General features: G+C 70.6%; 13 protein-coding genes and 1 tRNA gene. 8 read left to right on the plus strand and 6 right to left on the minus strand.

All coding sequences use genetic code 11. The annotated features are described in order from the left end of the window. Positions 1-29 precede the first annotated feature (29 nt). The 3 genes from moaC to lexA all read left to right on the plus strand — a co-directional run bounded on the left by moaC (position 30) and on the right by lexA (position 2,645). On the plus strand, positions 30-518 hold the full coding sequence (moaC, locus tag ACI7BZ_RS15215) for a cyclic pyranopterin monophosphate synthase MoaC (protein ID WP_414118015.1): 489 nt from the start codon (positions 30-32) through the stop codon (positions 516-518). A 62-nt stretch (positions 519-580) separates the two neighbouring features. Continuing rightward, entirely contained in the window at positions 581-1,795 is a 1,215-nt protein-coding gene (locus ACI7BZ_RS15220; protein WP_414119177.1) for a molybdopterin molybdotransferase MoeA, read from the plus strand. Positions 1,796-1,934: 139 nt separating this feature from the next. Then, entirely contained in the window at positions 1,935-2,645 is a 711-nt protein-coding gene (lexA, locus tag ACI7BZ_RS15225) for a transcriptional repressor LexA (protein WP_414118016.1), read from the plus strand. A 19-nt stretch (positions 2,646-2,664) separates the two neighbouring features. On the opposite strand, the gene ACI7BZ_RS15230 is transcribed toward lexA, so the two are convergent. Beyond that, on the minus strand, positions 2,665-5,025 hold the full coding sequence (locus ACI7BZ_RS15230) for a ComEC/Rec2 family competence protein (protein ID WP_414118017.1): 2,361 nt from the start codon (positions 5,023-5,025) through the stop codon (positions 2,665-2,667). Between the two features lie 224 nt (positions 5,026-5,249). On the opposite strand from ACI7BZ_RS15230, the gene gltX reads away from it, so the two are divergent. Together gltX and ACI7BZ_RS15240 are read left to right on the plus strand one after the other, a co-directional pair. Beyond that, positions 5,250-6,665, plus strand: coding sequence for a glutamate--tRNA ligase (gene gltX / locus ACI7BZ_RS15235; RefSeq protein WP_414118018.1), 1,416 nt, complete (start codon positions 5,250-5,252; stop codon positions 6,663-6,665). Further along, positions 6,662-6,925, plus strand: coding sequence for a sulfurtransferase TusA family protein (locus ACI7BZ_RS15240; RefSeq protein WP_414118019.1), 264 nt, complete (start codon positions 6,662-6,664; stop codon positions 6,923-6,925). Before gltX ends, ACI7BZ_RS15240 begins: the two co-directional genes overlap by 4 nt. Before the next feature lie 128 nt (positions 6,926-7,053). Here ACI7BZ_RS15240 and ACI7BZ_RS15245 read toward each other — a convergent pair whose 3' ends face one another. Continuing rightward, positions 7,054-8,214: a M20 aminoacylase family protein gene (locus ACI7BZ_RS15245; RefSeq protein WP_414118020.1), complete on the minus strand. Its 1,161-nt coding sequence runs from the start codon at positions 8,212-8,214 to the stop codon at positions 7,054-7,056. Positions 8,215-8,397: 183 nt separating this feature from the next. Between ACI7BZ_RS15245 and ACI7BZ_RS15250 the strand changes: the two genes are divergently transcribed. Further along, positions 8,398-8,473, plus strand: a tRNA-Lys gene (locus ACI7BZ_RS15250). A gap of 136 nt (positions 8,474-8,609) precedes the next feature. On the opposite strand, the gene ACI7BZ_RS15255 is transcribed toward ACI7BZ_RS15250, so the two are convergent. Then, positions 8,610-10,154: a sensor domain-containing diguanylate cyclase gene (locus ACI7BZ_RS15255; protein WP_414118021.1), complete on the minus strand. Its 1,545-nt coding sequence runs from the start codon at positions 10,152-10,154 to the stop codon at positions 8,610-8,612. A gap of 272 nt (positions 10,155-10,426) precedes the next feature. On the opposite strand from ACI7BZ_RS15255, the gene ACI7BZ_RS15260 reads away from it, so the two are divergent. Then, positions 10,427-10,618 carry a hypothetical protein gene (locus ACI7BZ_RS15260; RefSeq protein WP_414118022.1) on the plus strand — a complete coding sequence of 64 codons (192 nt, stop codon included), beginning with the start codon at positions 10,427-10,429 and terminating at the stop codon, positions 10,616-10,618. Between the two features lie 158 nt (positions 10,619-10,776). On the opposite strand, the gene ACI7BZ_RS15265 is transcribed toward ACI7BZ_RS15260, so the two are convergent. Continuing rightward, complete coding sequence (locus ACI7BZ_RS15265; protein ID WP_414118023.1) at positions 10,777-11,541, minus strand: histidine phosphatase family protein; 765 nt, start codon at positions 11,539-11,541, stop codon at positions 10,777-10,779. A 151-nt stretch (positions 11,542-11,692) separates the two neighbouring features. Between ACI7BZ_RS15265 and ACI7BZ_RS15270 the strand changes: the two genes are divergently transcribed. Next, complete coding sequence (locus tag ACI7BZ_RS15270) at positions 11,693-12,016, plus strand: hypothetical protein (RefSeq protein WP_414118024.1); 324 nt, start codon at positions 11,693-11,695, stop codon at positions 12,014-12,016. 156 nt (positions 12,017-12,172) lie between these two features. Here the strand turns inward: ACI7BZ_RS15270 and rpsI are convergent, their stop codons facing one another. Continuing rightward, entirely contained in the window at positions 12,173-12,655 is a 483-nt protein-coding gene (gene rpsI / locus ACI7BZ_RS15275) for a 30S ribosomal protein S9 (protein ID WP_414118025.1), read from the minus strand. Between the two features lies 1 nt (position 12,656). Beyond that, entirely contained in the window at positions 12,657-13,118 is a 462-nt protein-coding gene (gene rplM, locus ACI7BZ_RS15280; RefSeq protein WP_393977355.1) for a 50S ribosomal protein L13, read from the minus strand. Positions 13,119-13,265: the final 147 nt, after the last annotated feature.

Here is a 13,265-nt window from a genome sequence, read left to right on the forward strand (position 1 = left end):
AATGCGATTCCGGGGCGCACCGCACGGCCATGGCCAGCCTGACCCATCTGGACGACACGGGCGCCGCCCGCATGGTGGACGTGTCGGACAAGGCCGCCACCACCCGCGAGGCCCTCGCCGAGGGGCGCGTCGTCATGGCGCCGGCCACGCTGGAGCTCATTGTTTCCGGCAATGCCAAGAAGGGCGACGTGCTCGGCGTCGCGCGCATCGCCGGCATCATGGCCGCCAAGCGCACCCATGAGCTCATTCCCCTGTGCCACCCCCTGATGCTGGCCAAGGTGGAGGTGGAGATCGCCGCCGCCCCCGCCCTGCCCGGCCTCACGGTGACCGCGCGGGTGAAGACCACCGGCCAGACCGGCGTGGAGATGGAGGCGCTCACCGCCGTCTCCGTCGCCTGCCTCACCATCTACGACATGGCCAAGGCCGCCGATCGTGGCATGCGGCTTGAAGGCATCCGGCTGGTGGAGAAATCCGGCGGGCGCAGCGGCCATTTCCGCGCCGATCCGCCGGCCGCGTGAGGCGGCGCGCCAGCCATGGAAGGATGCACGAGCGTGAACACCCCGAAGATGGACGCAGCGCCATGGCGCTGATGACGGTGGAGGAGGCCACCGGCCTCGTCATCGCCGGCGCCGCCGCCCTGGGGGTGGAGGAGGTGCCGGTTTCGGCCGCCACCGGGCGGGTGCTGGCGCGCGACCTCATCGCGCGGCGCACCCAGCCCCCCGCCGACATGTCGGCCATGGACGGCTATGCGGTGCGCGGCGCCGACATCGCCCAGATCCCGGCGCGGCTTTCCGTGATCGGCGAATCGGCCGCGGGCCGGCCGTTTGCCGGGCGCGTGGGGCCGGGCGAGGCGGTGCGCATCTTCACCGGCGCCGTGGTGCCGGAGGGGGCCGACACGGTGGTGATCCAGGAGAACACCAGCCGCGACGGCGACGTGGTGACCACGCTCCAGCCCACCGCCGCTTTGCGCAATGTGCGCCTGAAGGGCTGCGACTTCGCCGCCGGCACCGCCGGCCTGCGCGCCGGCCGCCGCCTCACCGGGCGCGACATCATGCTCGCCGCCGCCATGGACCATGCCCGGCTTCCCGTGGCCCGCCGCCCGCGGGTGGCGCTGATCCAGACCGGTGACGAACTGGTGCTGCCGGGTGAGGGCACCGGGGCGGACAGCGAGATCGTGGTGTCCAACGCCTTCGGCCTTGCGGCCCTGGCCCGGCGTGCCGGCGCGGAGGTGACCGACCTTGGCCTGGTGAAGGACGACCTGGCCGCCATCCGCGCCGTCGTGGCGCGGGCGTTGTCCGGCGAATTCGATCTCATGGTGTCCTCCGGCGGCGCCTCGGTGGGCGACCACGACCTCATGGCCCCCGCCTTGCGCGCGGAAGGCGTGGATCTCTCGGTGCACAAGATCGCGCTGCGGCCCGGCAAGCCGCTGATGTTCGGCGACCGCGCCGGCGTGCGGGTGCTGGGGCTGCCGGGCAATCCGGTGTCCTCGCACGTGTGCGCCCTCACCTTCCTGGCGCCCCTGCTGCGGGCCATGCAGGGAGACCTTTCGCCCGGGCCGCAGACCGCGCCGGCGCGGCTGGCGGTGGATGTGCCGGCCAATGACGTGCGCCGCGACTTCATGCGCGCCCGCATGGCCCGCGCCGCCGACGGCGCGGTGCATGTGACGCCCTTCCCCTCCCAGGACAGCGCCATGCTGAGCGTGCTGGCGGCGGCCGACTGCCTGCTGATCCGCCCGCCCTTCGCCCCGGCCGGCCGCGCCGGCGACCCCTGCGAGATCATCCCGCTGGACGACTGAAGTGTGCCGGCGGCGGCCTTTACGCCATCTTCACCCCTTGCGGAACACAAAAGGAACGGATATTACGTGTTCATGATTTGTTTCGGTTTTCCGCAGGTGGGTTGCGGGGCCGGGACAGGCGCTGAGACGGGGGCGGACAATGTTGACGCGCAAGCAATACGACCTTCTGCGCTTCATTCACGAGCGGCTGAAGGAAACCGGCGTTCCCCCTTCCTTCGACGAGATGAAGGAGGCGCTGGACCTGCGCTCCAAGTCCGGCATCCACCGCCTCATCACCGCACTGGAAGAGCGCGGCTTCATCCGCCGCCTGCCCAACCGCGCACGGGCGCTTGAGGTGGTGCGCCTGCCGGACAGCGTGGCGCCCGGCCTCGCCTCCGCCCGCGCCGCCGGCCGCGGCTTCTCCCCCTCCGTCATCGAGGGCAGCCTTGGGCGGGTCCGCCCCGCAACCGAGGACGAGGAGGGCAGCCAGACGGTCACGGTGCCGGTGATGGGCCGCATCGCCGCCGGTACCCCCATCTCCGCCATCCAGAGCCGCAGCCACAATTTGAACATCCCGCCGGAAATGCTGGGGTCGGGCGAGCATTTCGCCCTTGAGGTGCGCGGCGACAGCATGATCGAGGCCGGCATCCTGGACGGCGACACGGTGCTCATCCGCAAATGCGATTCCGCCGACACCGGGGACATCGTGGTGGCCCTCGTGGACGACGAGGAGGCCACCCTGAAGCGCCTGCGCAAGAAGGGCGCCTCCATCGCGCTGGAGGCGGCGAACCCCTCCTATGAAACCCGCATCTTCGGCCCCGACCGCGTGCGCATCCAGGGCCGCCTCGTGGGGCTGATGCGCCGCTACTGAGGCGCCCGCCGCTCCCGGCTCATTCCATCCACGCGTCCGCCTGCATCGCGTTTTCCGCGGGTCTCCCGTCCGGTGGCCCGAGTTCCGCCGGTTCGTCTGGCGCTGCCGTGGCCTCCGGCTCCGGCGGCAGGGGCGGCATCCAGGGGCGCTGCACCCGGCGCGTGCGCGTGGGCTCCATGTGCCAGCCATTGTCGCGGAAGTAGAAGGCCTGGGTGCCGGTGCGGGCCAGCAGCGCCGGCGTCAGCACCTGCGCCGGGCAGTCGCCCGGCGGCGTCTCGCGGGTGACCACCAGGCGCGCGTTCAGGCAGTCCGCCTCCAGCCCTTCCGCCCGCTGCGACACGGCCAGCGTGCCGCCCCCCGGCAGCGGCGCGGTGCAGCCCTCCCCATCGCAGGTGAATCCCGCGGCAAGCTCCCCCGCCCGGGCGGTGCGGCGGTCGCCCTCCCGGGTCAGCCACTGCTCGGCCACCAGGCGGTTGGTGCGGGCCCCGAGGATGGAGAGCCGCCCGTCCGCGCCGCGCACCGCCACCGTCTGCGCATCGCTGGCCACCAACAGGTCCGGCCGCGGGGCGGGACCGGCGGTGGCGAGGGCGAAGCCGAGGGGCAGGAGCGCCACCAGCGCCGCCGCCCCGCGCAGGAGGCACAGGCCGAGCAGCGCCAGGCTGAGGCCGGCGAGGGTCGCGCCCCCCACCCATGCCGCCCGCATGTCCGCCCCCGGCAAACCGGCGATATGATCGGAAACCGCCACCATGATCTCGATTCCCAGCCCCATCACCGGCCAGGCGAGATGGTCGAACCCGAACGGCATCAAGAGCACGCCGACGAGGCCGAACGGCATCACCAGGAACGACACGGCCGGCATGGCGGCAAGGTTGGCCAGGAGGCCGTAGGGCGCCACGCGCTGGAAATGGAACATGCCGTAGGGCGCCGTCGCCAGCCCCGCCACCACGGCGGTGAGCGCCGTGCCGCCCACCAGCACCGCCACCCACACCGCCGCCTGCCCCGCCAATCCATCCGGCCGCGGCAGCGCCCGCAGCGGCCGCAGCCGCTCATAGGCCGCCACCAGGGCGAGGGTGGCGGCGAACGACATCTGCGTGCCCGGCTCCAGCACCGCCTCAGGGGTGAGGGCCAGCACCACCACCGCCGCCACGCCCACCGTGCGCAGGGTGAGGGCCGGCCGCCCCGCCATCACCCCCGCCAGAACCAGGGCGGTCATCACGAACGAGCGCTGGGCCGGCACGTCATTGCCCGAGAGCACCAGATAGGCCGCGCTTCCGGCCAGCGCGGCCGCCGCCGCAAGGGACTTGATGGGAAAGCCCAGGGCGAGCCCCGGCCCCAGTGCCAGGGCGCCGCGCACCAGCGCGAACAGGGTTCCCGCCACCAGCGCCATGTGCAGCCCGGAAATGGACAGGATGTGCGTGAGCCCCGACACGCGCATGCTCTCTTCCACCTCCGGTGCGATGGCCGATCGGTCCCCCGCCACCAGGGCCACGGCGATTTCCGCCGGCGTGCCCGTCAGGGAGGCGCGAATGCGGCGGGCGAGGCCGTCGCGGGCGGCATCCACCAGCATGGCCAGCTTGACGGACACGGGCGCTGCGCCGCCCGGGTCCGGCCTCGGCCGGCCCAGGCCGTATCCCACGGCGTCGATGCCGCGAAACCAGGGGCCGCGGCCGAAATCGTGGGCGCCGGGCATGGCTGGACCGAGGGGCGGCAGCAGGCGGGCGAGCTGGCTCACCCGCGCGCCCACCGGCGGCGCCCAGCCCCGGCGCAAAGTGAGGCGGACCAGAGCGGGGGCGGGATGAAGCCCGCGCACGGCGCCGCCGTCGAGCCGCAGCAGAATGCGGTCGCCGGTGGTGCGATGCTCCACCTTCTCCACGAAGCCCACGAGCCGCACCGGACCCGCCGGCGCCGCGATGGCCTCCCGCGCCACCAAGGCGGTGCGCACGCCCCCGGTGGCGAATCCGCCGGCCACCGATGCCAGCGCCACCAGCGCGCCGAACGCCACCGGCCGCGCCCGCGCCGCCACCGCAAGGGCGCTAAGGGCCAAAGTGAGGAGCAGCACCGCCGGCAGGAAAGGCTCCCGCGCCGCGGCGAAATAGAAAAGGATTCCCAACGCATAGGCTGCCGGCAGCCAGAGGATGAGCCGGCCCGACGTCGCCTCGGCCGAGAAATCGGCGCCGATCCGCCGGGCGAGGCCGGCCAGGGCCGGCCGCAGGCTCGGGAGGCCGGGCCGCCAGCCCGCACCGAACCCCGCCACGCCCGCCACGTCCAGGATGGTGCCCGAAGCCGGTGCGCCCACAGAGACGGCGGCAGAGCCGGCGGCGCGCGCGCCGTCCGGCCTCCTGCCGCCCTGCCCTTCGCCGCCCTGCTGCCCCGCGCCCATGGCCGCCCGGGTCTCCCGTGCCCATGTTCCTTGTGCCCGGCGCCTATGCTACACGGGCGCCTCCCGCGTGCCACGCCGCGTTCCGGTTCCGGCGCCTTCGGGCGGCAGCCGGTCCGCGTGCCACGGAGCCTGCGGGCGCGTGCCGTCGGGCACGCCCGCCCGTCGTGTCCGCCGCGATCGTCCTTCCCGCGTGCCCCCGCGCACCGAGCCCCGCCGAGTGCCCCATGTCGCAGATCGTCACCCGCTTCGCCCCTTCGCCCACCGGATTCCTGCACATCGGCGGCGCGCGCACGGCCCTGTTCAACTGGCTCTATGCCCGCCACACCGGCGGCAAGATGCTGCTGCGCATCGAGGATACGGACCGCCAGCGCTCCACCAAGGAGGCCATCGACGCCATCATCGAGGGGCTGGAGTGGCTCGGCATCACCTGGGATGGCGATCCCATCTACCAGTTCGCCCGCGCCGACCGGCACCGCGCCGCGGTGGAGGAGATGCTGGCGCAGGGCAATGCCTATCCCTGCTACGCCACCCCCCAGGAGCTGGACGAGATGCGCGAGCTGGCCCGCAAGGAGGGCCGCCCGCCGCGCTATGACGGACGCTGGCGCGACCGCGACCCTTCCGAGGCCCCCGCCGACCGCGCCCCCGTCATCCGCCTGAAGGCCCCGCAGCAGGGCGAGACCGTCATCGACGACATGGTGCAGGGCACCGTCACCTTCCCCAACAAGGATCTCGACGACCTGGTGCTGCTGCGCTCCGACGGCACGCCCACCTACATGCTGGCGGTGGTGGTGGACGACCACGACATGGGCGTCACCCACATCATCCGCGGCGACGACCACCTCACCAATGCGGCGCGCCAGACCCAGATCTACCGGGCGCTGGGCTGGGAGGTGCCGCGCATGGCCCACATCCCGCTCATCCACGGGCCGGACGGCGCCAAGCTGTCCAAGCGGCACGGGGCATTGGGGGTGGATGCCTATCGCGACATGGGCTACCTGCCCGCGGCGTTGCGCAACTATCTGGTGCGCCTCGGCTGGAGCCATGGCGACCAGGAGGTGTTCACCACGCAGGAGATGATCTCCTTCTTCGATCTCGACCGGGTGGGCCGCTCCGCCGCCCGCTTCGATTTCCAGAAGCTGGAGAATCTCAACGGCCAGTACATGCGCGCCGCCTCCGACGCCGATCTCATGGCCGCCGTGGATGCGCTGGTGCCCCACCTGCCGGATGCGGAAAACCGCCTCGCCCGCATGACGCCCGAGCGCCGCGCCCAGCTCATCGCCGCCATGCCCGGCCTGAAGGAGCGGGCGAAGACGGTGGTGGAGCTGCTGGACAATGCCGAGTTCATCTTCATGGAGCGCCCGCTCCAGCCGGACGACAAGGCCGCGGCGCTGCTCACCACCGACGCCCGCGCCCACCTCGCCCGCCTCCTGCCGCTGCTGGAGGCGGCGGAATGGAGCGCTGAGGCCACCGAAGGCGCCGTGCGCAAATATGCCGAGGCCGCCGGGGTCAAGCTCGGCGCCGTGGCCCAGCCGCTGCGCGCCGCGCTGACCGGAAAGGCCACCTCCCCGCCCATCTTCGACGTGCTGATGGTGCTGGGCCGCGCGGAAAGCCTCGCCCGCCTGCGGGACCAGGCCGCATGACGGCGCAGGCTCCGGGCCACGGCGGCCCGGATGCCGTGGGGCTGGAATTGGACCTGCGCGGGCTCAAGTGCCCGCTTCCCGCCCTGCGCACCCGCAAGGCGCTGGCTGCCGCCCCGCCCGGGACGCGGCTGGTGGTGCGCTGCACCGATCCGCTGGCGGTGATCGACATTCCCCACGCGGCTTATGGCGCGGGCGCCACGGTGGAGGCGCAGGAGACGCGGCAGGGCGTGCTCACCTTCGTGCTGCGCACGGGCGGCTGAAGCCGCCGCAGGCCTTAGAGCGCGATCCAATCAAATTGGCTCAATTTGATCGGTGAATCGCCCTCTCACTTAAGGATTGAGAACGCGTTATCCGATCCGCTTGCGATGCAAGCTGATCGGTGCGTGCCCTAAAGCGGCAGCGCGCGCTCCACCAGGCGCACCCAATAGGAGGCGCCGTAGGCGATGGCCCCGTCGGCGAAATCGTATTGCGGATGGTGCAGCCCGGCGGACGGGCCATTGCCGATGAAGATGTAGGCGCCGGGCTTGGCCTCCAGCATGAAGGCGAAATCCTCCGCCGCCATCAGCGGCGGCGCCACCGGGTCCACGGCCGCCCCGCCGGCGATCTCTCTGGCCACCTCGGCGGCAAAGGCCGTCTGGTCCGCATGGTTGCTGGTGACCGGATAGCCTTCGGAGAATTCCACGGTGGCAGTGGCGCCATAGGCGGCGGCGACGCCCTGGGCCACCTCGCGCACGCGCTCGCGCAGGTGCAGGCGCACCTGCGGATCGAGGGAACGGGCGGTGCCGCCGAGCTTCGCGACGGGCGGCAGCACGTTGTCAGCCTCCCCCGCATGGAACATGCAGATGGAGACGACGGCGGAGTGCAGCGGGTCCACGTTGCGCGACACCACCTGCTGGAGGGCGGTGACGATGGCCGCGCCGGCCAGCACCACGTCCACCCCCTGGTTGGGCCGGGCCGCATGGGCGCCGCGGCCCTCCACCGTGATGTCGATATGGTCGGCGGAAGCCATGATGGCGCCCGGCCGCATGGCGAAGCGGCCCACCTCCAGCCCCGGCAGATTGTGCATGCCGTAGACCTCGTCCACCGGAAAGCGGGAGAACAGGCCGTCGTCCATCATCGCCTTGGCGCCCGCCCCGCCCTCCTCCGCCGGCTGGAAGATGAGCACGGCGGTGCCGGCAAAGGCGCGGGTCTCCGCCAGGTGCCGGGCGGCGCCGAGCAGCATGGCGGTGTGCCCGTCATGGCCGCAGGCATGCATCCGGCCGGGGGTCTGGGAGGCATAGGCGGCGCCGGTGCGCTCCAGAATGGGCAGGGCGTCCATGTCTGCGCGAAGGCCGATCATCCGCCCCGGCTCCCGTCCGTGCACCACCGCCACCACGCCGGTGCCGCCGAGCCCGGTGGCCACCTCGTCGCAGCCGAAGGCGCGCAGCAGCTCGGCCACGGTGCCGCTGGTGCGCGGCAGGTCGTACATCAGCTCGGGATGGCGATGGAAATCCTGGCGCCACGCCGCAATCTCGTCTGCGCGGGCGGCGATGTGGTTGTTGACGGGCATGGCGGCTCGATCGCGGTTCCGGCTGCGGTGACGGCTGCATGGTGCGTAAGCACGGCTGACGGGTCAATGGCGCAGCCGGCAGAATGGGTGGGGTCACGATATGCACAGGGGCCGCGCCGGGGCCAGCATGAACCGCACCGGCCTTGACCCTGCCGCCTTCGCAGCCTAACCACAGCGGCGAGTGAGCCCGTAGCTCAGCCGGTAGAGCACGTGACTTTTAATCATGGGGTCTCGGGTTCGAATCCCGACGGGCTCACCAGTAATATCAATATCCTGCATCCGGGCTCGCGCGATCTGGAAATGCGCGGACGCATGGTCTCCGCCCGTCCACCGTCCGCGATGCCCGCTGATTCCGTCCATGCACCGCTCCTCCTGCCGGTGTGGAGGGGGCGGGCTCAGGCGCTGCCGGGGCGTGCGCCGGGCGCGACGGCCTGGGCGGCAAGGGGCGGCGCGGGCTTGTGTGGCGCGTCCGCCTCGCTGCCGGCAACGCGATTGCGACCCTGCCCCTTGGCCCGGTAGAGCGCCTCGTCCGCGTGGCGGACCAGGCTGGCCGCGACCTCCCCGTGACGGGCCGTCGCCACGCCGATGCTGGCGGTGACGCGCGCCACCTCGCCCCCGGTGGTCGGAAAGGCGGCCGCCGCGATGGTGCTGCGGATGCTCTCGGCGATGCGCAGCGCCCCGCCTGCATCCGTGGCCGGCAGCAGGACGACGAATTCCTCGCCGCCGTAGCGCGCCGCGAAATCCCCCGGCCGCCGGATCGACCGCTGGATGATCTGCGCCAACTGCCGCAGCACCGTATCGCCGGTTTCATGGCCGAAGGTGTCGTTGACACGCTTGAAATGGTCCACGTCGATCATGAGCAGGGAGAGCTGTTGCCGCTCGCGCGCCGCGCGGCGCAGCTCGGCATCCACCATGGCGTCGAAGGCGCGGCGGTTGGGCAGCGCCGTGAGCGGATCGGTGACGGCCAGGCCCTCCAGCTGGCGCCGCAGCTCATGGCTCTGACGCAGGGTGGAGCCGAGCACCCACACCGTGTAGCCAAGCAGCAGGCACACCGCGATGGTGAGGGTGCCGGTGATGATCGCGCGCGGCAGCCACGTCTCGAACAGGGCCGGCACGGAGATGCCGACGGCGAGCGCCACCGGAAAATCCCGGAACTTGTGGTAGACGAAGATCCGCGTGATCCCGTCCAGCTGCGAGCGGCCGACGAACGGCTGCGGCGCGCCGGCGGCGATCTTGCGGAAGATGGCGAAGGACGCGTAGTTCGCGATCCCCTCCCGGGGCGCCGGCGGATCGCGCACCAGCAATGTCCCGTCGGGGCGCAGCAGGATGAGCAGGCTGTCGCGCCCCAGCTGGACGTCCTTGAACAGGGACATGAAATACTGGAGCCGGATGGTCCCAACGACGATGCCGTCGAATGCTCCGTCGGGGCCCGAGAGGCGTCGGCTCAGGGCTATGCGCTCGTCCCCGGCACTCAGCCGGCTCTTGAACGGCTCGCTCACGAACGGCCCCCGGTCCGCGGCCTTCTGGGCCTGGAAATAGTCGCGGTCCGCAAGGTTGAGCTGGCGCGCCTCGATGAAGCTGGAATCGAAGGAGATGTCGCCATGGGCGTCCACCACCAGCACCGCCCCCAGGAAGCTGGCGCTCATGGCGCGATCGAACAGAATCCGGTGGCGCACCACGGGGCTGACCTGCTGCAGTTCCGGCATGTTCAGTCCCTCGGCCGCGCTGAGGAGAAACAGGTCCAGGATGCTCAGGTTGCGCTCGATATCGTGGGAGATGACATTCAGCGCGTTCTGGGCCGCGTGAATCCCGTCGGTGCGGGTCTCGCTCCAGGACCACAGCAGCATGAAGCCCTGCACCAGCAGGATCACGACGATCATGAAGGTGGTGACGATCCTTAGGGAAGGCTCGCGGACCAGGCGGGTGGCAATGTTGCTCATCTGCACGCGGGACGACCTGAGGGCGGAATGTGGCGTTTGAGCGGAATGCCGCCGGGAAAGGTCAGCAGACCTAACGTTAGTCTCCCACGGAAAGTGCCGCGGATAGTGGTAATCTGATCCGATTATTGCGTTGCGCTGAGGCTTTGCGGCAGCCTCCGCCTGCGCAGCATCGCCGCCATGGCAGGGCGATTGCATTGGCGCTGGTGGGCCGGCCCGGAGGCATTCCGCACCGACGGCCCGCGAACCAGAATAGTGCAGGCGAGGATCGCAGCATGTCGGACCACAAGGTCACGGTCGAGAAACTGCCGAACGGAAAATGGGCGTGCTTTCTGCACGTTACCGGGCACGAGGAGCCCATCAATCTGGGGCGCGAGTTCAAGAACGACGAACAGGCGGAGAACTGGCTGAACGTGTCGGAATCCGTCACCGCGATCGAGATGATGCTGCGCAAGTACAAGAAGTGACGCGCCCCTGTCGCGGTTCGAACAGGGCGTGCGAAGGCCGACATGGGCGTAGCCGTCCGTGGATGGGGCGTTGCGGGTGCAAGCGCGACGCCAAGGGCGGGCTCCCCGCGCGGTAGCCCGCCCGGCACCCGGCGGGCCGTTACCGCCGGGTGCCGGGCTCAGGGCGTGCAGCCCGCCGCCACGCCGCTTCCTTCCGGCTTGTGCCAGTCGTTCTGCGGGAGGCTGGCGAACGGGGGGCCGAATTCCTCCTTGATCATGGAAAAGCGGCTCGGCTTTCCGCTGGTCTGGTCGAAGTCGATGATCCAGAAATAATCATAGGTATTGCGCGGCCAGTTGCGGGGCACCTCTTGCAGGCGATCGAGGCCGAGCAGATCGTAGAGCGTCACCGCCTCCGGCCCCCTGGCTCCGGTTCCGCCCTTTTCCGCGGTGGCGGGCGTATCATACCGCGTCTTGGCGATGTGGTCGTGCTCCCAGTTCACCACCAGGGTCTGGCCCACCCATTCGGGCTTTTCCAGAATGTCCCGGGCCGCCTCCCGGGTGCGCTGGGCGAGCGTCGCGTCGCTCAGCACCAGCTTGCCGTCGCGCCGCACCGGAATGGCGCTGTAGAAGATGACCGGCATTCCCCAGGATTGCGCCACCGGAGAAATGGTCTCCAGCGTGTGCAGGGAGATGGCGAGGATGGCCCGCGGCGTTTCCCCGGGCCGGAACAGGCTGTTCTGCGCATTCTTGCCGAGATAGTAGGAAACCAGGGCCCGGGCGCGCTCGCGCCCCACCTCGCACAGCTCCCAGGGGCCGTTCTTTTCCCCGTGGCGCAGAAGGATGATGCGGGCGGGCGCCGCCGCCGCCGGCACCGCCGCCAGCAGTAGGCCCAGAGCCAGCAGCGCGGCCGTGGCCCGGCCCAAAGTGCCCCCCGATCGAATCATCCCTGCCCTCCCCCATCTGGCGAGGGTCAGGAAAACACGCGCCATTCGCGCCCGCCAGAGGCTGACGCAGGCCCTTCACACCCCGCCGCGAACATGCTTCAAGGCGCGAGCCGGAGCGCGTGCCTCCGGCGCTCCAATGCGGGACGGTGCCATGGCGATGGTGATGCGGGGCGTGGGCGGCTATGCGGGGACGCTGCTCATCGCCTTTATCGGGGCAGCGGGCCTGGCGGCGATGGCGCAGACCTCCGTCACCCTGTCCAAGCGGGTGATCAGCCTGCCGGTCATCCCCCAGGGCAATTATCTTGACCCCGGACCGGGCGCGCCCATTCGCCCCGACGTGAAGATCGGCAACGACCGCAACAACGACTACGTGTTCCCGCCGGACCTTTCGGGCGGCTACGGCTCCGGCCCGCCCGGCGACCCCACCAACAATGGCCAGTGGAGCCCGCTGGACGGCGATACGCCGAGCTTCTGACGGCGGCGCGCCAGACCTGCTGCAATCCGATGGCCGGGCCTGTCCCGGCCATTTTCGTTGGTCCGGCCCGGGTGCGTGCGCCCTTCCACCGGCGCACGAAAAAGGCGGCGGGAAGATCCCGCCGCCTTCTGATGGCTTCGCAGTGGTCCTGCGCGATCAGCGCTTGGAGAACTGGAACGAACGACGCGCCTTGGCCCGGCCGTACTTCTTGCGCTCGACCACGCGGCTGTCGCGGGTCAGGAAGCCGCCCTTCTTGAGGGGGGTGCGCAGCTCCGGCTCGTAATAGGTGAGCGCCTTGGAGATGCCGTGGCGCAGCGCGCCGGCCTGGCCGGAAAGGCCGCCGCCGGAAACGGTGCACACCACGTCATACTGGCCTTCACGGGTGGCGGCCTGGAACGGCTGGTTGATCATGAGGCGCAGCACCGGGCGGGCGAAATACACCTCGATGTCCCGGTCGTTGACCAGGACCTTGCCGGTGCCCGGGCGAATCCACACGCGGGCCACCGCGTTCTTGCGCTTGCCGGTGGCATAGGCGCGGCCGTACTTGTCCAGCTTCTGGACATGCACGGGGGCTTCGGGCTGGGCGGAGACGATAGCGGCGCCGCCGAGAGCGTCGAGGGACTGGAGAACCTCGGCCATGTCAGTTCCTCACGTTCTTGCGGTTGAGCGCCGCCACGTCGAGGGCGACCGGCTGCTGGGCCTCGTGCGGGTGGGTGGGGCCCTTGTAGACACGCAGGTTGCCCATGATCTTGCGGCCGAGCGGGCCGCGGGCGAGCATGCGCTCCACCGCCTTCTCGATGACGCGCTCCGGGAAGCGGCCTTCGAGCACGAACTTCGCGGTGCGTTCCTTGATGCCGCCCGGGAAGCCGGTGTGATGGTAATAGACCTTCTGGTCCTTCTTGCGGCCAGTGAACACCGCCTTCTCCGCGTTCACCACGACGATGTTGTCGCCGCAGTCCACGTGGGGGGTGTAGATGGGCAGGTGCTTGCCCTTGAGGCGCATGGCAATGATGGTGGCGAGGCGGCCGACGACCAGCCCGCTGGCATCAATCACCACCCACTTCTTTTCGATTTCGGCAGGCTTGGCCGAATACGTCTTCATGGGATTGGTTCCGAATGAGAAAGCCGGACCGCGCGCAGGCCGTGAGGCGTGGCGCAATCCGGCGATGGGCGGCTTCTAGAGGAGCCGCGCGCACACGTCAATGCGCACACCTCCCATAAACATATTTGAAAACAATAACTTATAAAA

It is taken from the genome of Xanthobacter sp. AM11 (assembly GCF_047444035.1).
Lineage (GTDB): Bacteria > Pseudomonadota > Alphaproteobacteria > Rhizobiales > Xanthobacteraceae > Xanthobacter.

Bases quoted from the DNA above. Each gene is read 5' to 3' on its own strand.
- ACI7BZ_RS15260 (WP_414118022.1), top strand. From the start codon at position 10,427: ATGTCGGACCACAAGGTCACGGTCGAGAAACTGCCGAACGGAAAATGG.
- rpsI (WP_414118025.1), bottom strand. From the start codon at position 12,655: ATGGCCGAGGTTCTCCAGTCCCTCGACGCTCTCGGCGGCGCCGCTATC.
- ACI7BZ_RS15255 (WP_414118021.1), bottom strand. From the start codon at position 10,154: ATGAGCAACATTGCCACCCGCCTGGTCCGCGAGCCTTCCCTAAGGATC.
- gltX (WP_414118018.1), top strand. From the start codon at position 5,250: ATGTCGCAGATCGTCACCCGCTTCGCCCCTTCGCCCACCGGATTCCTG.
- ACI7BZ_RS15220 (WP_414119177.1), top strand. From the start codon at position 581: ATGGCGCTGATGACGGTGGAGGAGGCCACCGGCCTCGTCATCGCCGGC.
- rplM (WP_393977355.1), bottom strand. From the start codon at position 13,118: ATGAAGACGTATTCGGCCAAGCCTGCCGAAATCGAAAAGAAGTGGGTG.
- ACI7BZ_RS15265 (WP_414118023.1), bottom strand. From the start codon at position 11,541: ATGATTCGATCGGGGGGCACTTTGGGCCGGGCCACGGCCGCGCTGCTG.
- ACI7BZ_RS15245 (WP_414118020.1), bottom strand. From the start codon at position 8,214: ATGCCCGTCAACAACCACATCGCCGCCCGCGCAGACGAGATTGCGGCG.
- moaC (WP_414118015.1), top strand. From the start codon at position 30: ATGGCCAGCCTGACCCATCTGGACGACACGGGCGCCGCCCGCATGGTG.
- ACI7BZ_RS15270 (WP_414118024.1), top strand. From the start codon at position 11,693: ATGGCGATGGTGATGCGGGGCGTGGGCGGCTATGCGGGGACGCTGCTC.
- ACI7BZ_RS15230 (WP_414118017.1), bottom strand. From the start codon at position 5,025: ATGGGCGCGGGGCAGCAGGGCGGCGAAGGGCAGGGCGGCAGGAGGCCG.
- ACI7BZ_RS15240 (WP_414118019.1), top strand. From the start codon at position 6,662: ATGACGGCGCAGGCTCCGGGCCACGGCGGCCCGGATGCCGTGGGGCTG.
- lexA (WP_414118016.1), top strand. From the start codon at position 1,935: ATGTTGACGCGCAAGCAATACGACCTTCTGCGCTTCATTCACGAGCGG.